The sequence below is a fragment of the Flavobacterium sp. GNP010 genome, assembly GCF_056428945.1.
The window spans coordinates 24,668-45,903 of the sequence record NZ_JBWJVK010000025.1; the positions used below are offsets into that span (position 1 = coordinate 24,668).

The 21,236-nt window shown below is 33.5% G+C and carries 18 protein-coding genes; 9 read left to right on the forward strand and 9 right to left on the reverse strand.

Annotated elements, in window-relative coordinates; genetic code table 11:
- Positions 1-89 precede the first annotated feature (89 nt).
- From AC061C_RS11335 to fahA, 6 genes are all read right to left on the reverse strand, one after another.
- Positions 90-1,226 carry an aspartate aminotransferase family protein gene (locus AC061C_RS11335; RefSeq protein WP_478291268.1) on the reverse strand — a complete coding sequence of 379 codons (1,137 nt, stop codon included), beginning with the start codon at positions 1,224-1,226 and terminating at the stop codon, positions 90-92.
- A gap of 122 nt (positions 1,227-1,348) precedes the next feature.
- Positions 1,349-2,326 carry an N-acetyl-gamma-glutamyl-phosphate reductase gene (gene argC, locus AC061C_RS11340; protein ID WP_478291269.1) on the reverse strand — a complete coding sequence of 326 codons (978 nt, stop codon included), beginning with the start codon at positions 2,324-2,326 and terminating at the stop codon, positions 1,349-1,351.
- A 219-nt stretch (positions 2,327-2,545) separates the two neighbouring features.
- The gene (locus AC061C_RS11345) at positions 2,546-3,742 is read right to left on the reverse strand and encodes an argininosuccinate synthase (RefSeq protein ID WP_478291270.1); all 1,197 of its coding nucleotides are present in this window, start codon (positions 3,740-3,742) and stop codon (positions 2,546-2,548) included.
- Positions 3,743-3,954: 212 nt separating this feature from the next.
- On the reverse strand, positions 3,955-4,572 hold the full coding sequence (locus tag AC061C_RS11350; protein WP_478291271.1) for a GNAT family N-acetyltransferase: 618 nt from the start codon (positions 4,570-4,572) through the stop codon (positions 3,955-3,957).
- A 473-nt stretch (positions 4,573-5,045) separates the two neighbouring features.
- Positions 5,046-6,230, reverse strand: coding sequence for a hypothetical protein (locus tag AC061C_RS11355; protein WP_478291272.1), 1,185 nt, complete (start codon positions 6,228-6,230; stop codon positions 5,046-5,048).
- A 156-nt stretch (positions 6,231-6,386) separates the two neighbouring features.
- Positions 6,387-7,670, reverse strand: a complete 1,284-nt coding sequence (fahA, locus tag AC061C_RS11360; RefSeq protein WP_309757247.1) for a fumarylacetoacetase — start codon at positions 7,668-7,670, stop codon at positions 6,387-6,389.
- A 108-nt stretch (positions 7,671-7,778) separates the two neighbouring features.
- Here fahA and glyA point away from each other — a divergent pair, with 108 nt between their 5' ends.
- The 5 genes from glyA (at position 7,779) to AC061C_RS11385 (ending at position 12,801) form a co-directional block, all read left to right on the forward strand.
- Positions 7,779-9,053: a serine hydroxymethyltransferase gene (gene glyA, locus AC061C_RS11365; protein WP_478291273.1), complete on the forward strand. Its 1,275-nt coding sequence runs from the start codon at positions 7,779-7,781 to the stop codon at positions 9,051-9,053.
- A 121-nt stretch (positions 9,054-9,174) separates the two neighbouring features.
- On the forward strand, positions 9,175-9,768 hold the full coding sequence (locus AC061C_RS11370; RefSeq protein WP_417967969.1) for a MiaE family protein: 594 nt from the start codon (positions 9,175-9,177) through the stop codon (positions 9,766-9,768).
- A 189-nt stretch (positions 9,769-9,957) separates the two neighbouring features.
- Entirely contained in the window at positions 9,958-10,518 is a 561-nt protein-coding gene (locus tag AC061C_RS11375; RefSeq protein ID WP_309759545.1) for a helix-turn-helix domain-containing protein, read from the forward strand.
- A 23-nt stretch (positions 10,519-10,541) separates the two neighbouring features.
- Complete coding sequence (locus tag AC061C_RS11380; RefSeq protein ID WP_309759543.1) at positions 10,542-10,994, forward strand: response regulator; 453 nt, start codon at positions 10,542-10,544, stop codon at positions 10,992-10,994.
- Positions 10,995-11,004: 10 nt separating this feature from the next.
- Positions 11,005-12,801, forward strand: coding sequence for an ATP-binding protein (locus AC061C_RS11385; RefSeq protein WP_478291274.1), 1,797 nt, complete (start codon positions 11,005-11,007; stop codon positions 12,799-12,801).
- A 46-nt stretch (positions 12,802-12,847) separates the two neighbouring features.
- Here the strand turns inward: AC061C_RS11385 and AC061C_RS11390 are convergent, their stop codons facing one another.
- Together AC061C_RS11390 and AC061C_RS11395 are read right to left on the reverse strand one after the other, a co-directional pair.
- Entirely contained in the window at positions 12,848-13,417 is a 570-nt protein-coding gene (locus AC061C_RS11390) for a pentapeptide repeat-containing protein (RefSeq protein ID WP_478291275.1), read from the reverse strand.
- 101 nt (positions 13,418-13,518) lie between these two features.
- Positions 13,519-13,953, reverse strand: coding sequence for a DUF6526 family protein (locus tag AC061C_RS11395; RefSeq protein ID WP_478291276.1), 435 nt, complete (start codon positions 13,951-13,953; stop codon positions 13,519-13,521).
- A gap of 516 nt (positions 13,954-14,469) precedes the next feature.
- Here AC061C_RS11395 and AC061C_RS11400 point away from each other — a divergent pair.
- Both AC061C_RS11400 and AC061C_RS11405 read left to right on the forward strand, forming a co-directional pair.
- Positions 14,470-15,546 carry a Ppx/GppA phosphatase family protein gene (locus AC061C_RS11400; RefSeq protein ID WP_478291277.1) on the forward strand — a complete coding sequence of 359 codons (1,077 nt, stop codon included), beginning with the start codon at positions 14,470-14,472 and terminating at the stop codon, positions 15,544-15,546.
- Positions 15,547-15,966: 420 nt separating this feature from the next.
- Entirely contained in the window at positions 15,967-17,010 is a 1,044-nt protein-coding gene (locus tag AC061C_RS11405) for an NAD(P)-dependent alcohol dehydrogenase (protein WP_417979512.1), read from the forward strand.
- A gap of 279 nt (positions 17,011-17,289) precedes the next feature.
- On the opposite strand, the gene AC061C_RS11410 is transcribed toward AC061C_RS11405, so the two are convergent.
- Positions 17,290-19,449: a S9 family peptidase gene (locus tag AC061C_RS11410; RefSeq protein WP_478291278.1), complete on the reverse strand. Its 2,160-nt coding sequence runs from the start codon at positions 19,447-19,449 to the stop codon at positions 17,290-17,292.
- Between the two features lie 420 nt (positions 19,450-19,869).
- Between AC061C_RS11410 and msrA the strand changes: the two genes are divergently transcribed.
- Both msrA and msrB read left to right on the forward strand, forming a co-directional pair.
- Positions 19,870-20,496 (forward strand): peptide-methionine (S)-S-oxide reductase MsrA, encoded by a 627-nt coding sequence (gene msrA, locus AC061C_RS11415; RefSeq protein ID WP_478291279.1) that lies wholly within the window; start codon positions 19,870-19,872, stop codon positions 20,494-20,496.
- Positions 20,497-20,499: 3 nt separating this feature from the next.
- Positions 20,500-21,042 (forward strand): peptide-methionine (R)-S-oxide reductase MsrB, encoded by a 543-nt coding sequence (gene msrB, locus AC061C_RS11420; RefSeq protein ID WP_478291280.1) that lies wholly within the window; start codon positions 20,500-20,502, stop codon positions 21,040-21,042.
- Positions 21,043-21,236: the final 194 nt, after the last annotated feature.

Sequence of the window (21,236 nt, forward strand, 5' to 3'; positions counted from 1 at the left end):
ATTTTGTTTTTTAATAAGTCCTACTAATTTTATAATAAATGCTTAATTTATAGTAGTTTAAGTTTTATTACAAAGAGTATTACTTTATGTTATTTAATCTCTACTAAAGCTTCTTGTAAAGCCTTTATAAACAGGTCGATTGCTGGTTTTGTAATTGTTAAAGGAGGTAAAATTCGCAGTAAGTTTTTGTTGTTTGCGTTTCCGGTAAAAATATGTTTGTCGATGATCATTTTTTTACGAAGTATACTAACGTCAAAATCAAATTCTACGCCCAGCATCAATCCTCTTCCTTTTACTTGAATTACTTCGGGGATTTGTTTGATTGCTTCCAGAAAATAGGCGTAAACGTAATTTACATTATCCATTAATTGTTGCTTTTCCATGACGTCCAAAACTGCAATTCCGGCTGCACAAGCTAGATGGTTTCCTCCAAAAGTAGTTCCTAATAATCCGTAACTGGCTGTGAATTTTGGAGAAATCATAATCCCACCTATAGGAAAACCGTTCCCCATTCCCTTTGCCAAACAAATTATATCTGCTTTGATATTATGATGTTGGTGGGCAAAAAACTTTCCGCTTCTTCCGTATCCAGATTGTACCTCGTCTAAAATTAAAACAACATCATGAGCTGCGCATATTTTTTCTAAATCCTGAAAAAATGCTGTAGTACCTTGGTCTAAGCCGCCCACTCCTTGAATACCTTCAATTATTACCGAAGAAACATCACCTTTTTTGAGTTCGTTTTCAACCAATTCGATGTTATTCAAGGGTAAAAAAGTAACAATTTGCTGCGCATTGATTGGCGCCACAATTTTTTTATTGTCAGTCACTGCAACTGCTGCCGAAGTCCTTCCATGAAAGGAATTCTCAAAAGCAATTACACGCGATTTATGGTTGTGAAACGAGGCCAATTTCAAAGCGTTTTCATTGGCTTCGGCTCCGGAACTGCACAAGAATAAGGTGTAGTCCTCTAATCCTGAAAGCTTCCCTAACTTTTGGGCTAATGATACTTGCAGTGGATTCTGAATAGCATTTGAATAGAAACTGATGTTGTCTAACTGTTTTTTTAAGGCTTTGACATAATCTGGCTGGGTATGTCCAATGGAAATTACGCCATGACCGCCGTATAAATCTAAATATTCTACTCCGTTTTCATCAGTAATAGTACAATCTAATGCTTTTACTGGAGTGATGCTGTATAATGGGTAAACGTCAAATAAGTTCATAATAATCCTCCCCCTAACCCCCTCCGAAGGAGGGGGAATAAAATCTGACAACGGGGGGTGTTGTTTTATATTTATATTATTTTAATCATTTCATTTCATCTCCCTCTCCTTCGGGGAGGGGATTAAAATCCGCTTGGTTTCAAATGCAATCCTGTGGTTTCATCCAATCCAAACATTAAATTCATGTTTTGTATGGCTTGTCCTGAAGCTCCTTTTGTTAAATTATCGATTACTGAAGTTATCAATAACCGGTTTCCTTTTTTCATTAAACTAATAATACATTTATTGGTTTGCACCACTTGTTTCATGTTGATTCCTGTGGTAGTAACCGTAACAAAAGGTTGGTCTTGGTAATAAGTCTCATACTTTGCTACTAAATCTTCCAGACTTTCTTCGATTGTTGTGTATAATGTGGCGAATATTCCTCTGGCAAAATCACCTCTGTTGGGTACAAAAATCAATTCGTTTGCGTAATACGCTTGCAATTGGTGGACACTCTGGTTAATTTCCCCTAGATGTTGGTGCTCAAAAGCTTTGTAATGTGACATATTGTTTGATCTCCAGCTAAAATGTGTTGTTTCTGAAGGGGTAACTCCGGCTCCTGTACTTCCTGTTGTGGCATTAATATGAACGTCAGTTGTGAGTATTCCGGCTTTCGCCAAAGGCAATAATGCCAATTGAATTGCTGTTGCAAAACAACCTGGATTTGCAATAAATTGAGCGTTTTTAATGGCTGCTTTGTTCAATTCAGGTAAACCATAAACAAAAGATTTGTCATCGAACTCTTTATCTTTTGTCAATCTGAAATCATTACCTAAATCGATGATTTTTGTATGACTAGCAAATTGATTTTGCTCTAAAAAAGATTTTGATTTTCCATGACCTAAACACAAGAAAACCACATTCACATTTGGATTCACGGTATCGGTAAAATTCATTTCGATATCGCCCATGACATCATGATGTGCAACATGAAGTGGCTTTCCAGCATTTGTTGTACTGAAAACAAAATCAATTGTTGCGTGAGGATGAAACATCAAGATTCTGATGAGCTCCCCAGCTGTATATCCTGAACCGCCGATTATTCCTGTAGTAATCATAATTTTTTATTTTTTCGAATTATTTTTTGTCACAGTTTTTACTGATTTCCACAGATTGGATAGTGCTCTTTTTATGTTTCTAAAAAAGCGCTATTTTTCTCTTTAGCCCCGATTGCAGTGAAAATCCTTTTCCTTTTTTTTTAAAGGAAAAGATTGTAACGTAAAGCGGGACAGTATTTCTGAAAATGCAAAATATTTCTGCTCCTAAAAAAATGCTATTTATTGCTCGTATGATTCATTATTTACCGATGAAAATATGTTTTGAGCATTTCCGAGAATTTTGATAAATCCTTTGGCATCATCAGAGGTCCATGCATTGTTCATTTCTCCGTATTGTCCAAAACTCGTATTCATTAAATCATTTTCAGATTCGATTCCGTCAAGCGAAAAATGATATGGTTTTAGTGTAACAGTCACTTTTCCGTTGACAGTGTGCTGGGTATCTTGCAGAAAAGTTTCAATATTTCTCATCACAGGATCGAGAAATTGTCCTTCATGAAACAGCATTCCGTACCAGTTGCCGAGTTGTTCTTTCCAGTATTGCTGCCATTTTCCTAGTGTGTGTTTCTCTAATAAATGGTGGGCTTTGATGATGATTAAAGGTGCGGCAGCCTCAAAACCTACTCTTCCTTTAATGCCAATAATGGTATCACCTACGTGAATGTCTCTACCTATAGCGTAGGCATTAGCCAGTTTTTCAAGAGTAACAATATTAGCTGAAGGTTTGTCTTTTATACCATTTACAGCAATTAATTCCCCTTTTGAAAATTCTAATGTTACTTTTTCCGCGCCCTCTTTTACCAATTGAGAAGGATAAGCTTCGCTAGGTAGTGCCTGATGTGATGTTAAAGTTTCTTTTCCGCCAACACTTGTTCCCCACAATCCTTTGTTAATGGAATATTGTGCTTTTTCCCAAGAATAGGAAACGCCGTTTTTGGCTAAATAATCTACTTCTTCCTGTCTTGATAATTTTAAATCTCGAATAGGAGTGATGATTTCAATTTCGGGTGCGATAGTTTGGAAAATTAAATCAAAACGAATTTGATCATTTCCAGCGCCAGTACTTCCGTGTGCAATGGCACTTGCGCCAACAGATTTTGCATATTTTATGGCTTCTATGGCTTGAAAAACACGTTCAGCACTCACAGAAAGTGGATAGGTATTGTTTTTTAATACATTTCCAAAAATTAAATACTTTATGGCTTTATCATAATATTTATCTACAATGGTAAGATTGGTGTGCTTTGCACTTCCAAGTTCATACGCTCTTGTTGTTATGCTTTCTAGTTCATCAGCGGTAAATCCACCGGTATCTACAAGTACGGTGTGAACTTCGAATCCTTTTTCGTTTTTTAAATATTTCAGGCAGTAGGAAGTATCAAGACCTCCACTATATGCTAATACTACTTTTTTCATTTTTTTATTTTTTTTCCTCCCCCCTCCCGAAGCTTCGGGACCCTCCGAAGGAGGGGGAGCCGAAACTGGCAAAAGGGAATATTATTTTATGTGACTTTTTTATCCTGGTCGCCTTCTCTTTGAAGTATTGAGGCCAATACTGGCTAAATGGAATATTATTTTATGTGACTTTTTTTTCTATCTCTTGGCTCACTTCCCTTCGGTTAGGTGATTTATTTATCTAAAAATACCGCTTGTTTTATTTTCTTCAAACGGTTCCAAATCCGGACATTGAAAGGATGTTTAGGAGGGTCTTTTGGTTTTTCATTTGGATCATATAGCATGCCAGTACACAAGCACATTTTATTTTCTTTGCTTTTCAAAATTTCATAATTAGTACAGGTTTGGCAACCTTTCCAAAAGCTTGGGTCATTTGTCAGCTCTGAAAAAGGAACTGGTTTGTACCCCAAATCAGAATTTATTTTCATTACTGCTAAACCTGTTGTAATTCCGAAAACTTTTGCTTCTGGATATTTTTTAAGAGAGTAATCAAACACAAACGACTTAATTTTTTTTGCCAAACCAAGATTTCTATAATCCGGATGAACGATCAAGCCAGAATGTGCTACAAACTTGCCATGTTGCCAACTTTCGATATAACAAAAACCTGCAAATTTCCCTTTGTCTAGTGCAATAACGGCGTCTTGAGTCTCCATTTTTTTCTGGATATACTCAGGCGTTCTTTTAGCAATACCAGTACCTCTTAAAAGTGCTGATAACTCTATTGTTTCGCAAATTTCTATTGCGTATTTGTAGTGCTCTTCCTGAGTTGTGACGATGGAAATATTCATTTTAAAAGTTGAATTTTAAAGTTAGAAAAGAATCGTGTAATGAAGTCTGAGACGAGTTTGTGTTACCTATAATTGATGCTTTAAAACAGGTTGCTTTGTTGTAAGTAACTGAAATAAAGTGCGATATAGATGTAAATGCGTTTGTTTTTGGATATAAGAATCCAATAGAAAATAGCGGTACGTTCAAAACAGAAAAAATGAAAAATGAATAAAAATACGAAACAGGTTTTGGGTACTATAGAGATAGCATCCGTACTTCGGGCGAAGTCGTAAATCTGCTTGTCCGTGACAAAGTAGTAATATGTAAACTTGTATTATTCATTGCAGCAAAAGTACACTTATTTTTAACTATTCAATTTATTTTTAAGTTTTCTAACAAAATACCAACGGATTGTTGATTTTTTTTTTTAAAAAAACTCCTTGATACAATTGATTATCAAGGAGTTCTATTGGATTTAATGTAATTTAGACTACTAGTTTCTAAATCGGTTGCGAGTGATTATATCTTTAATTTTTGCCTTCAAATCTTCGCCAGTGTCATATACCATTTGCTCACTACTCGGGAAAAGAACTGGTTTTCTATCAAAATACGAGAAATAATTATCATCTGAGGCACGACGGTCTCCTTTGTATGTGGCGTAAATATTTTCGAAAATGAATTCGCTAGTTAGAGGGAACGATTGCAATAATTGATTGTTTTTAAAGTTAATGTAATCAATTTTGGCTGTTATTTGGCATGACTTAAATTGGCGGAATTCATATATTCTGGCAGCAACGGTAATCAGGTTATCTACCATAACTACTTTGCCTTTTTCGTCAAGAACTTCTTTTCCATTGGCATCAATTAATTTTTTTACACCGTCCTTGATCACTCGTTCTTTTACAAATTCGCGTTCCTTAATTTGTTCGGGTGAAATATAAATTTGTCTAAAATTGATTACCATTCCATAGTCGTAGTCAATTCCTTTTTGTCTGTTGCTATTGTAAACGGTCCATTTGTCGTTTAACCCCAAAGTGCTAAAATCCAATAGATCATTCTGCAAACGCTGAGGAATAATCATGTTGGTTTCATTTTTTGTATAAACCGAAACATAATCAGAACCTTTAAATTTAGCTTCGTCCATAAGTTGCAAAACATTTTTATAATTTGGATTGATTTGATTCAAATACTCTAAATCATCAAATGCTTTTCGGTAATTCATTTTATCTGAAGTCACCATTAATTTCTTGGCATTGGCATATAAATAAGCTGATAAAGCATTTTTACTACTGATGATTTGATCGTCATAATTATCAAAAGGAAAGATTGCATTTCGGCCTTCTTTAATGAGTTTTAAAGGGAGAACCGGTTTAATTTTTTCCTGACGGGAATTCAATTGTACATAGGTAGTATACATTTTTTCCAATTGTGCAGGATTAGCCTCTTTGGCTAATAAATTAAGGGCATTCAAATCACGCTCTTTTGCTTTTGCGAACGCCTCTTCTAGTAAATACACATAATCTTGTTTGCCTTTTTTATCTTTATTGCTGCGCAAATTAGATACAGCATTGTCTATGGCTTGATCGTAATTTCCGGAGCTCAATAGGTTTTGAGTTTGTTTCACGCCACAAGCGCTAAAAAGGAGAAACAAGGATAATAAAAGAGTAATTTTTTTCATAAGCTGTAGAATTATGTATTTGAATTTGACTTGTTTTTCCTATTTGTTTTAAGCAGATAATTTGATTTTCGATTTTTGAAAATCCAAAAATAATGCCATAAAAAAACCTAACAAAAATAGACTAAATGTTAGGTTTAAATATACAAATTATAATTTTTATGGTCTTACAAAAGGAGGAAGGAGTTTACTTGATACTTCACCAAAACCAATGCGGACCTGACCGTTTTGACAGTAGCCTTTCATAATTACGGTATCATTATCATTGATAAACTTACGCTCAGTTCCATCACTCATTTTTATCGGATTTTTTCCGCCCCAAGTTAATTCTAACATAGAACCAAAACTATCTTCGGTAGGACCGGAAATAGTCCCAGAACCCATCATATCTCCAGAGTTTACTCGGCATCCATTAGAAGTATGGTGCGCTAATTGCTGGCACATAGACCAATATAAATATTTAAAATTGGAGTGTGAAACAACCGTTGGTTTTGCATTTTCAGGTTGAATGGCTACTTCCAAGTTGATATCAAAAGAATGTTTTCCTTTTTGTTGTAAGTAGGGAAGTGGAGTAGGTTCTTGTTTTGGTCCTTTCGTTCTAAACGGTTCCAAAGCATCCATAGTCACAATCCAAGGGGAAATAGAGCTAGCAAAATTCTTAGCTAAAAATGGACCTAATGGTACATATTCCCATTTTTGGATGTCGCGAGCACTCCAATCATTCAATAAAACCATTCCGAAAATATAATCTTCAGCTTCAGTAACCGCTATGTTTTCGCCCATGATATTTACATCGGTTGTAATGAATGCGGTCTCCAATTCAAAATCTACAGAACGTGAAGGTCCAAAAACCGGTGTAGTTTCTCCATTTGGTAGTGTTTGTCCCATTGGTCTGTGAACCGGAATTCCAGAAGGAACAATGGAAGAACTTCTGCCGTGGTATCCTACGGGAATGTGAAGCCAGTTGGGCAATAATGCATTTTCTGGGTCGCGGAACATCTTTCCTACGTTTGTAGCGTGTTCTTTACTAGAGTAAAAATCAGTATAATCACCAATTAGTACTGGTAGTTGCATTTCGACATCTTCCATTCTAAAAATGATAATGTCAAGATCTTTTGCATTATTTTGTAATTTTGGGTTTGTGGCATCAAATAGTTCTGCAATTCGATTCCGAACCAAACGCCATGTTTTTTGACCATCTGAAATAAAATCATTCAAAGTATCTTGCATGAACATATCATCTGTAAGTTCAATGCCCTCAAAATAATTTAATTGTTGCAAGGCACCAAGGTCAATGGCAAAATCACCAATTCTTGTTCCTACAGTCACTATATTTTCTTTGGTTAGAAAAACTCCAAAAGGTATGTTTTGAATAGGGAAATCACTATCGGCAGGCACTTCTAACCATGATTTTCTATTAGTATCGTTAGCTGTTATCGGCATATTTTGTTAATTATTTTGTTAAAAAATTACTCATCAAATATATCATAATCTAACTATTTACCAAACGTTTTTTTGTATTTTTGCATCAAATTAACGAAAATCAAAAAAATGCAACGCGACGAACAAATTTTTGACCTTATTCTAGAAGAACAAGAAAGACAAATTCACGGATTAGAACTTATTGCATCAGAAAACTTCGTAAGTGACGAAGTGATGGAAGCTGCAGGTTCTGTTTTAACGAATAAATATGCCGAGGGATATCCTGGCAAAAGATACTACGGAGGTTGCGAAGTAGTTGATGTTGTAGAACAAATTGCTATTGATAGAGCCAAAGAATTATTTGGAGCAGCGTACGCAAATGTACAGCCTCACTCTGGCTCACAAGCAAATACTGCGGTTTACCACGCCTGTATTAAACCTGGAGATAAAATTTTAGGTTTTGATTTGTCTCATGGGGGACACCTTACCCATGGTTCACCTGTTAATTTTTCGGGACGTTTATACACACCTTCTTTCTATGGTGTAGATCCAGCAACAGGACGATTAGATTATGATAAAATACAAGAAATAGCCACTCAAGAACAACCAAAATTAATCATTGCAGGAGCCTCTGCGTATTCACGCGATATGGATTTTGAGCGTTTTAGAGTAATTGCAGACAGTGTTGGTGCTATTTTGTTGGCTGATATTTCGCATCCTGCGGGGCTTATCGCCAAAGGTTTGATGAATGATCCATTGCCACATTGCCATATTGTAACGACAACAACACACAAAACATTACGTGGTCCTCGCGGAGGTTTAATTTTGATGGGTAAAGATTTCGAAAATCCATTTGGTTTAACCACTCCAAAAGGGGAAATCAGAATGATGTCTTCTTTATTGGATTTGGCTGTTTTTCCAGGGAATCAAGGTGGTCCATTAATGCATATTATTGCAGCTAAAGCAGTTGCTTTTGGAGAAGCATTGAAAGATGAATTTTTTACGTATGCTTTGCAATTACAAAAAAATGCAAATGCAATGGCTGATGCTTTTGTAAAAAGAGGCTATGAAATCATTTCTGGCGGAACAGACAATCACATGATGTTGATTGATCTAAGAAATAAAAATATTTCTGGAAAAGAGGCTGAGAATGCTCTTGTAAAAGCAGAAATTACCGTAAATAAAAACATGGTTCCATTTGATGATAAATCACCATTTGTAACTTCAGGAATTCGTGTAGGAACGGCAGCTATTACCACTCGTGGTCTTGTTGAAGAAGATATGGAAACTATTGTAGCCTTAATTGACAGAGTATTGCTAGATCATACAAACGAAGAGGTTATTGAGGCAGTTGCCAATGAAGTAAACGAAATGATGAGCGAAAGAGCTATTTTTGTATATTAATAAATACGTCTTTATAGTTTAAAGTCGAAAGTCGAAAGTCTTTGAAAAGAATTTAATATTCTCTCTTAGTTTTGGCTTTCGACTTTTGACTTTATGACTTTCTAACTTTAAGACCAAAAAAATGGGTGTATTAAGATTACAGCTACCAACCGATCCTAGATGGGTTAATATTGTAGAAAAAAACATTGAAGAAATCCTGACGGATCATGCTTGGTGTGAACAAAAGGCTGCTACAAATGCAATTACAATCATCACTCACAATTCAGAACATCAAGATTTAGTGCGGGATTTATTGGCTTTAGCCAAAGAAGAAATCGATCATTTTGAGCAAGTACATAACATTATTGTCAAACGGGGCTTGAAACTGGGTCGAGAACGCAAAGATGAGTATGTGAATGAACTGTATTTATATATGAAAAAAAGCAGTGATGGGAGCAGAGTATCCAGTTTAGTGGAACGATTATTGTTTTCTGCAATGATAGAAGCCAGAAGTTGTGAGCGTTTCAAAGTACTTTCTGAAAACATTCAAGATGAAGAATTAGCTGTTTTTTATAGAAATTTGATGGAGAGTGAAGCGGGACATTATACTACTTTTATTACGTATGCGAGAAAATATGGCGTAGGAATTGATGTTGAAAAACGTTGGAGAGAATGGCTTTCATTTGAAGAAAATATCATAAAAAATTATGGTAAAAATGAAACAATTCACGGGTAATTTCCATGTGTAGTTTGTGTTGTCTATAATTTTTATTTACAGCAAAAGAATAAATGTATCCCACCAGTAAGGGTATTAATTGAATATATTCTAATCAATCCAGATTTTAGCATTAAAGTAAATGAATTGTTGGTAGATTAGTATTTTTTGATTTTCTTTAGATTTTAATTTTAACACTTGTTTATTGATATGAAACTGAATTTTAATTACGATGGAAATATTGCATGTAAAGCAATATTACAAGAACAATTAGAGAAATTTGATATTAAATATCAATTGCTGGACTTAGGACAAATTGAAATTGCGGATACTGTTTCTGAAGATGTTTTGACTGAACTCCAAGTGAGTTTGTCAAAGTATGGAATACAAATTATTGATAACCCAAAAGGGCAATTAATTCAAAAAATTAAAGATGCTATTATTGAAATTGTCTATGAAAAAGATAAGTTTCCTAATGTTACCATTTCGCAATACTTGTCTGATAAATTGAACTTTAGATACGGATATCTTACTAATGTTTTTTCTGAATATACATTTACTTCGATAGAGAATTTTATAATTATTCAAAAAATCGAACGCGCTAAGAAAATGATAATTGAAGAAAAACTTACCTTAACTGAAGTTTCTCATGAATTAAACTATAGCAGTGTGGCATATTTATCAACCCAGTTTAAAAAAGTTACTGGATTAACGCCCTCCATGTTCAAAAGAATAGTAGGTAAAAAGAGAAAATTATCTAACACTGATTAATTAAGTTACAAAAACACCCATTTATGCTTACACACCAAGATTCAATGCATATTCTTTTAGCTGACGATGACGAAGATGATCGCACTTTTTTTAGTGAAGCTATACAAGAGCTTAAAATGAATAATAAGTTGACTCTATTTAAAGATGGAAATGATCTTATGGATTATTTGGTACATCCTGAAATTAAGTTGCCTCATGTTTTGTTTCTAGACCTAAACATGCCCGGAAAAACAGGTATTGATTGTCTTAAAGAAATTAGATCTAATGCTCGTTTTAAAGATGTTTCAATAGCAATATATTCTACATCCTCATCAGAAAAAGATATTGAAGATACTTTTATTGAAGGGGCGAATATCTACATTAAAAAACCTAATGATTTTTCTGAACTGAAAAAAGTGATCAAAGAGGTGGTCAATATGAATTGGCAGTTTCACACTTCAGGGTTAAATATTGAAACATTTTTCTTTAGCATTTAACAAGGAGTAAATGAAAATTCTTGGACTATATAAAAACTCACAAGTGTTTAAAATAGCTTTAGCTATTGCAATTGTTGTTGTTTGCTATATCGCTTCTATGTTTTATTCCCAAATGAAAAAGTTGGACTCTACCGTTGAATTAATTTCAAATTCAAACCAAACACAACTCGAATTAGAAAAACTATTATCCGTAATTAGTAATTACGAGATGAATTTACGCAGTTACATTATCACAAAAGAAAACAGGTATATTGAAGACCGTTTTTTGAATAGAGGTAAAATAACAGAAAGTGTAACAAAGTTAGAGTTTTTGACAAAAAATGATACCGCTCGATACAATGATATTAATCGCTTAAAAAAACTGATCGATCTTAGATTCAAGTTATTCAGAAAGACATTACTGTTGGCACAAAGCAGAAAGTCAAGTCCGCTCGCCATAAATCAGATGTTACTGGAGAGTAGTACGATTACAGAAAAGATGAAATCTTTTGTTACAAAAATCATATTTTCAGAGAGTATAAAAACTAAATTTGAAAATAACAATCATCAATTTGAATTGCGAGACTCCATTATTACAGCCTTTTTATTGGTGATTCTTTCTCTTTTGATATTGTTGCTTTCCTTCCAAAAAATGAATGTTGATATTGAGGAGCTTAAAAAAGCAAATGATCAGTTAAAATTATTGAATGAGTCCTACAACACTGCTGAAATGACCGCAGGTTTTGGACATTGGATGGTCAATGTTGAAACTAGCAAGTATGCATTTTCTGACAATATTTTCCGGTTGATGGGTGTGGAGCCAAATGCTTTTGAACCTAATTTAGAAAACACCAGTAAATATATCCATCCAGATGATTTAGCATATGTAACCCAAGTACATACAGATTCGTTAGTAAATCATCAATCGACCTCTATGATGTTTCGATATTTGACACCAGATGGAAGTATTAAATACATCATAGCTGTAGGAAGTTTTACAACAAATGGTAGTGGAGAGTTAATTAAAATTGGGGTAAACTATGACATCACCAATCAATATAAAAAAACACTAGAATTAGAAGAAAACAACAAAGAGCTTAAATATATCAATACTGAACTGGAGGCATTTAACAATATTGTTAGTCATGACTTGCAGGAACCACTTCGTAAAATTCAAATGTTTATTTCAAGATTTGAAGAAAACGAATTGAATTTACTTTCCCAACAAGGAAAAGACTATTTTTCTAAAATTAGGTTTACAGCAAATAGAATGCAGACTTTATTAATTGATTTAGTTGATTATTCCAGAACGATAAAAGGGGATAAAGTTTTTGTTGAAACAAATCTAAATAAAGTTCTAGAGGAAGTACTTCAAGATTTATCCTCTACTATTGATGATAAAAAAGCCAATATCACTATTGGAAATTTACCTGTTATTAAAGCAATTCCTTTCCAAATTAAACAGCTTTTTATTAATTTAATTTCTAATGCTTTAGAGTATAGTAAGGAAGAAGGTATTCCGCAGGTTAGCATTACTACAAATAGAATTACAGAAAAAGAAATGCTAGATTACAAAATCGCTAATAAAAATGATTACTATAAGATTATTGTTTCAGACAATGGGATTGGCTTTAAACAAGAATTTTCAGAAAAAATATTTCTATTGTTCAAACGTTTAGAAACCAATCCAAAATATTCAGGAACAGGACTTGGATTGGCAATTTGTAGTAGAATTGTAGAAAATCATAAAGGTTTTATTAAAGTAAAAGCAAAACCAAATATTGGGGCAAAATTCTATATTTTTATTCCAAAAGGGGAATTACTTTAGCAAAGTAATTTCAAAATAGGCAACACTATTTTGCTTAAAAACTTCGCTAATGGACTTCAATGTCGTGTTTGTATAGTAATCCTTTTAATCCCTCTAAAGCAAATACTGCTTTTTTTAATTTAGTTGTTTTAGGATCTATGGTGTAATTGAAACTAGTTTTAAAATTTGCTTTGTTGGCAATAGCTTTTGCAAATTCAGAGCGGTATAAATCACAGTTTTCAAATAGCACTTCGGTTAAATCTGTGCTCATGAAATCTACTGCGACGAGGCTACAATTGGTAAAAGAAGTTCCTTTTAATTTTAGAGTATAAAACTTGGAAAAATCCAATATGCAATCCTTAAACGCAATTTCAAAAATTAATTTATCGCACATGGCAAAATTCACGTCTTTGATTTCGCATTTATTGAAAGTTACAGTTCTAAAGGCTACATAATTAATTTTGGCATTGCTAAAAGTACAATCATTAAAGGTACAATCAATGAAAGTAACCGCCACAAATGCACATTGAGAAAAATTACATTTGGTAAACGTACAGCATTCAAATTCTTTAAAATTGACTTCCTCTTCACCGTAAGTGATGCTTTTGTATTCGATATCTAGAAAATATTCTGCCATTTAAAAATTTTATAGTCAAGGTAAAGTTCACTATTTAATTCTGTAAAGGAACAAATTAATAGGCTTTAAGGATTAGAGTATTTGTAAATAACTTTAATCTTTCACACTCTTTCGTGATCTGCTTTCCAATTTACAATTGCTTTTTTAATATCTTTTCCAGTACGGTTTTCATTCAAAGCTCTTTCTACCAGATTTTGGAGTTCTTCATCTGGGGAAAATCGCAAGGCAAATAGTTGGTCGTCATTTAATTGATTTTCAAATTTCTCAAATCGTTCTCCGGTTGAAGCGAGATAACGATATCTGAGTTCCAGGCGCACAATTCGGTTTTGCAAAGTCAATGCATAATGTTGGCGTAGCATAAATGCTATACAAAAGAGAGCTACAAAAATTGCGCTTAAAAATGACCATACAATCGCATCCTCTGTGGTAAAAGCAAAATAGATACTAAATGATAAAAAAGCCATTATTATTGGGTAATAAATAAAATGATGTGGCGGGTAAAAGCGGATATGGTTCTTATACGATTGCGTTTTCATATTTAGTTTTCTTTAAAGGTACTGTAAAACTACTAATTTGAATTACGTGAGATGTTTTAATGAATAAATCAAAATACTTAAGTATTATTTTAGGAAGGCAATGTTTGTCTAAAACCTTACTTTATTTTAAAATTTTACATATCTAAACAAATTTATACGGAATTATCAGATTTATTTTGAATTTTTTTGTTTCAAAATTCACAGTTTTTCGTTAAAATCAGTACAAAAAATGTATTTCAACGAGTATATAAGTAGTATAAAGAAAAGAAAAGTATTACTAATGTTTTTTCCTTTCATTTGATCAATATTTCTATAAATAGTAAAATTGTTGAAGTGTAAAATGCATCATATTCCACAACAATATCTGTTCTTTTTAGTATGTGTTTTGATCGAAACTTTGGTTTGAAACAACATAAAATAGACGATTTGCATTCCCCATTTTATAAACACTTGTCTTATTTATGAAACGACATGTTAAAACGAAAAGCAAAAAAAAAACTAAACTAAACAAAACAAATGAATTCAAAACTAAATTTTCTAATTGGAATAATAGCATTTTTTTTCACTAGCATATATAGTGATGCAAAAGGATCTAATATTTATGGGGGTATTGAAATTGGCAGCAAAGGAATTAAAATGAGTGTTCTAGAAGTTGGCAATATTAAGAAAGGCGATTATACTGTAAAATCGTTTTGGACAGAAAACATTGGAATTGCAAAAGGGATTGCAAAAGACGGTAATTTAGCTAAAGAGGATATTGACAAAGCTGTTGCAACAGTTATTGCCAACTATTTAAAAATGCTGAATGAATTTGAAATTGAAAATGAAAATATTTTTATTGTTGGTTCTTCCGGAGTTGCTATGGCAAAAAACACTCAAGTGCTGGCAGATAAAATATATTTAGCAACTACGAGAACACTGGATTTTGTTGATGCAAAAACAGAGGGGAAAATGCTGTTAAAAGGCTGTGTACCTCCGCAAGAATACCCAAACTCAGTGATTCTAGATATAGGAGGTGGCAATACTAAAGGTGGTTATGTTGATGTGCGAAACAATGATGTTTTTGTGTTTTTTCCACTAGTTGTAAGCTTCGGCACTATTACTTTAACTGAAGCTGTAATCAAAATTACAAAAAAAGAAGATTTGGCAGAATTTAAAGAAAAGTCATTTAGTTTTTTACCTATTTTAAGAAAGCAAATAGATGCGATGTATGCTACAAATCCAGAAGCATTAGATAAAAAGAAAGTGTATATGTCTGGTGGAGCAGTTTGGGCATTTTATACACTTTTTAACGGAGCGGCAAAAGCAAGTTTTAATAAATTCACAATAGAAGATGTACTTGACTTTGATGCGGTTTTAAAAAATAATTTCAAAAAGTTAGAAGAATTAGCTAAGACAGATAAAGAAGTAGAAACTGTACTTAAAACATATTCGCAAAAGTACTTAATATCGGGAAGTACTATGCTACTTGTTACTCTTGAGGCAATCCCAGATTTAAAAAATAAGAAACTTTTTTTCGCTAAAGAAGGACAAATAGCTTGGCTAGTAACTTACATTGCTGAGCGATCTAAAAAAGTTAAAAAGGTTTGGTAGTTAACAGTATTTCTATGCTTTTACCATGAATTCTTAAGTCGCTGTGAAATATTATTTTTACAGCGATTTCTTTTTTTTAATACTTGGATATTCCTATAAATCAGTAGTCATTTATTGAATTCGGACACATTCAAAACCAATAATCGTTAGTTTTTTGGTGTAAAAAATAATGTAAACCGTCTTTGTCTCTTTCTTTAACACTACGAAAATACTATAGGTATGGTAGAAAGAGCTTATTTTTGTTTTTAAAATAGACTAATTGTATCAGGTTTAAACTTCATTTAATTTATCCAAATTATGTATTGAGTTAATTGTTTTCTATTCATACAGCCAGTATTAATTTATGGAAACATTATCAAATACTAGATAAAAACACATTCCGTAATTCCGTAATTTAGCATAACTTAAAATTTAAAAATTATGATACCATCAAAAGGATATGCAGTACAGGATGCGACCACAGATTTAGCGCCTTGGAATTTTGAACGACGAGAATTAGGACCACACGATGTGCAATTTGATATTCATTTTTGTGGAGTTTGCCACAGTGATTTGCATCAAATAAAAAACGATTGGGGAGGCTCTATTTATCCAATGGTTCCGGGACACGAAATTGTGGGGAAAGTAGTTCAAGTAGGTAGTCACGTTAAGAAGTTTAAAGTTGGAGACTTAGCAGGAACGGGTTGTTTGGTAGATTCCTGTAGAAGTTGTGAGAATTGTAAAGAGGGCTTAGAGCAATTTTGTATAAAAGGGCGAACGGATACTTACAACGCATTAGGTCAAGATGGGGTAACTCCTACGTACGGTGGTTATTCAGATACAATTGTAGTTCACGAAGATTTTGTTTTGCATATCTCTGATACACTAGATCTAGCTGCTGTTGCACCATTATTATGTGCCGGAATTACGACGTATTCGCCATTAAAACATTGGAAAGTAGGGAAAGGTCATAAATTAGCTGTTCTGGGTTTAGGAGGTTTAGGACACATGGCCGTTAAATTTGGTGTTGCTTTTGGTGCTGAGGTTACAGTATTGAGTACATCTGCAAACAAAGAAGCAGATGCGAAAAAACTGGGTGCTCATAATTTTATCGTAACCAAAGACGAAAAACAACTAGCTAGCGTTGCTGGTTCCTTCGATTTTATTTTAGATACCGTTTCTGCGCCGCATGACTTAAATTTGTATTTGTCATTATTGCGAGTTAATGGTGTTCATATTTGCGTTGGAGTTCCTCCAACTCCGTATCAGGTGCATGCTTTTAGCCTCATAGGCGGGAGAAGGAGTCTGGCAGGTTCCCTCATCGGAGGATTACCAGAAACACAAGAAATGTTAGATTATTGCGCAGAACATAATATAGTTTCAGATATTGAAATGATTGATATCAAAAACATTCATGATGCCTATAAGCGAATGGAAAAGGGCGATGTGCGGTATCGATTTGTTATTGATATGGCTACATTATAAAAGATGCTTTTGAAACGAAAAATCCCTGTCAAAATAAATTTGACAGGGATTTTTGTTTAGGAAAAAGGTATTAATTTTTAGTTCTATCTAATGGGTAAAATTTAATGTAGTATTTTAATGAAGCTCTAAATTTATTTGCTATAGATTTCACAGATTAGCACAGATTAATTCATTTTGTAATTTTAAAAATCTTCTTAACCCTTTCAATCTGTGGCAAAAACTCTTTTTAATAATTGCGATAATATATCTTTCTTGCCACTTAGATGTAAGTATATAATTTTATTTTTTGTCGATTGTTCTTTCAAAAAACTCATACGTTCTCAGCATTTGATCCATACGCTGACGATTATCACCAGCTCGAGTAATTTCATGAGTGGCACCGGGATGTACTACAAATTCTACTGGACGGTCTAGTACTTTTAGGCTTCGAAACAACATTTCAGCTTGAATAAATCCAGTTCTTCGATCATTACCTCCATGAAAAATGATAAAAGGTGTTGTAATATTTTGAACATAATTCATAGGAGATTCACGTGTTAAAATCTCTTTTACTTTTGGTTCCCAAGGATAGCCACTAAAATAATTGGGTACCAGTCGCCAAGCGTTACCTTCGCCAAAAAAAGTATTCAAATCATAAACACCTCGTTGCGCACATGCTGCTTTGAAGCGATTGTCATGACTGATAATCCATGCGGTCAAATATCCTGCATAAGAACCACCAGTAATGAGTAACTTAGACGGATCTGCCCAGCCTTCTTGCACGGTTTTATCCAGTGCTGTCAGTACATCACTTGCCGGACCTGTGCCCCAATCGTTGATATTCCCTCTCAAAAAATCCAATCCATAACCACCAGAGCCTCTCGGATTACTGTACACTATTCCGTATCCTTTACTACAAAAATATTGGTACTCGTGCCACATACTTTCTTCACCAGGTCCCCACATAGCTGATGGACCTCCGTGAATTTCTAGTAATAAAGGATATTTCTCTCCTGGTTTATAGTTAGATGGTTTCATAATCCAATATTCTACTGTCATTCCTAATTCGTTTTGGAATGTTTTCTTTTCTGGATAAGATAATTTTTTAGCAGTAACCCAATCATTAAAGGAGCTAACTTTTTTCTCATTTTTGAAATTGGCTTCAGCAAAATATAATTCAGATGGATTTGATACTTGAGTTTTTGAATAAACAATTGTATTATTTGCAATATCGAAACTGGATATTCCAGTATCAGTGCTTGAAAGAGTCTCTATTTTTTGAGTTAATGTGTTGAGCTTGTGTAGCACGTTACCGCCGTTCATTTGAGCGGTAAAATACAAGTATTTGTCATCCTTACTCCAAATAAAATTTGATTTGTTTCGATCAAAAGGAATAGTTATAATATCTTTTTCAGTACCATTAAGTGGCATTATCGATAGTGACGGTACGGATATGAATGAGGTAGTGCTGGATAGAAAAGCCAACCATTTTCCCGATGGTGAAAGTGAAGCGCTATTGTATCTTTTTCCATCCTCTCCCAATAGCATTTTGAAATTTCCTCCATCTGCATCCATAATGAAAATTTCACTTTCCAAGGATCGATCTTGATTTTCTGAAGTATCTACATCACCCGATAAAATTATTTGTTTCCCGCTTGGCGTGTAATCAGCAGTGCTAAAATTATAAAAGCCATTTGTAAGTAGTCTCGGAACAGCGTCTTTAGATACATTTATTTCAAAAAAGTGATTGAAATTCATTTCTGATGAAATGTTTGATTCACTTTGAAAATTCAATTTATTAAGCACAATTGCTTTTTTATCGGTTGCATTTTTATCCAGATACGCTCTAATTTCGGCTAAATTTCCGTTTGGATTTGGTTTGTCTTTATTGGTTAGTAAATGCTCGTTTTTGTCAAAACCAGGCTTTTCCATCTTCCAAGTGGGAATAGATTTTGAAGGATTCAATATAGAGTCTTGCAGTAAATCGCGTAATGGTATGCTGGATGAAAACAGTATTTTTTTGCCGTCTGGAGACCATTTAGGATTGCTTGCGCCGTATTTATCTTTCGTCAATTGTATAGGCTCACCACCTTCCATAGACAAGATGAATATTTGATTTTTTTCTTCAACAGATCGAGTAAAAGCTATTTGCTTGCCATCAGGACTCCAAGCTGGTTTTGTAGCTCCATCTTTATGAGTGGTTAATTGTACGGGTGTATTATTTTCTAAAATTGTTGTGGTGAAAATTTGTGAACGATATTTGTAATCCAGCTTGTTATTTTCATCATTTTCAATTGTATTTACCGTAAAAGCAGCTCGTTTTCCATCTTTAGATACGGTAATGTTTCCAACTGTTTTAATTTTTAACATATCGGTAAGAGTCACATCCTCACTTTTATTTTGAGCGATAGCAGCATGCAATTGTAATAAAAACAATATCGTAATTGACAATTTTTTCATAGTTTGATTTTTTATTTTATTGTTATGGAGTAAAATTGAAAACAAAACATTTTAATGAATTGGTTTGTTTCTTAAATGGATTTTGTAATAATAAATATAAAATAAATTCTGTTAACTCTACCATTTTATAAGAATCAATATTATAGTTTAAAATTTAGCTGCATTGATACAGCAACTTTAATTTTAAAAATAGTGTTTGGCTATGTGTGTTGCCTGATAGTTTACTTGAAAAAAAAATACTGTAAAATGTACTTTAAAAAAACTAACAAAAATTTAGGACTTAGAAGCAAACTAAAAACACAAATAGGCCGTATATTACAGTATATTAAACGATTGAAAAGTGTGTTGACAAACAATCAAAAACGAATTGTTCAGAATCTCATTTAAATCATCGAATGAGAAATCAGTAAAAAGAATAGTATGAAATTCACAGTTTGTATCTTAGTTTTAATGGTGATTATGGGTTGTAACTCTAAAACTGAAAAGTTGTCACTTGCGCCACAAAAAGGAAAAGCAATTGCAGTTTTTGCCTCTGGTTGTTTTTGGTGTAGCGAACACGTTTTTGAAGCAATAGTAGGAGTGGAGGAAGTAATTTCAGGTTATTCAGGTGGTACTGTTAAAAATCCGTACTATGAATATGTAAGTTCAAATAGAACCGGGCATGCAGAATCAGTAGCTGTTTTTTATGATCCAAAAGTAGTTTCATACAAAGAATTAGTGGCTATTTTTTTTGCTTCTCACGATCCCACAACACCGGATCAGCAAGGACCTGACCGCGGATCTTCGTACCGATCAATTGCTTTCTATTCTAATGCATTAGAGAAAAAAATAATTGAGGATAAAATCGAGGAGCTTACTGCTAATAGTGTTTTTGATGCTCCAATAGTAACGGAAATAAAACCAACTGCAGATTTTTATCAAGCGGAAGCCTACCATCAGGATTATGTAGTTAACAATCCCAACGAGCCATACGTACAAGGGGTTTCAATGCCACGATACAATTCTTTTATAGCATCATACAAAGGAAAATTAAAACCTAATCATTAAATTATGAAACGATTCCAATATTTTTTTGCACTTCCGCTAGTGATTTTTAGTTTCATGGCGTGCATACAGGCAAATGAAAAAGAGAGAACATCAAGTGTTGTTAGCGAAACTAACCAAAAAAATCCGTTACTGTCATTGACTGATATTTCTTTGAAAAAGGTTGTTAAAACAAATGCATCTTGGAGAAAAATTTTAACAACAGAACAGTATTTCATCTTACGCGAGAAAGGTACCGAACGTCCTTTTCAAAACAAATACAATGACAACCACAAAAAAGGACATTATTTTTGTGCAGGATGTAAATTGCCACTGTTTTCATCCAAAACAAAATTTAATTCAGGAACGGGATGGCCAAGTTTTTATGCACCAATAAATAGTAATAGAATAAAAGAGGTTGCTGACAAAAGTTTGGGAATGGTTCGGGGCGAAATAGTATGTGCACGCTGCGATGGTCATTTGGGACATCTTTTTGATGATGGTCCCAATCCTACTGGACTTAGATATTGTATGAACTCTGCATCGTTGTTATTTCAGGAATCAAAGTAAAAGTTAGTTAATTGTTTGTTTCAAAGAAAGGGCGTTCGTTTTAAATAAAACGGACGCCCTTTTGAATTTTATGAATTCATGTGATACACTGTATGTTAAATCTAATGGTAGTAATTTCATTGAAAAATTGATTTCAGTTGCAACAAAAGACCTATTGAGACTAGCATTATCTTTCAAAAAAATCAAACTATAAA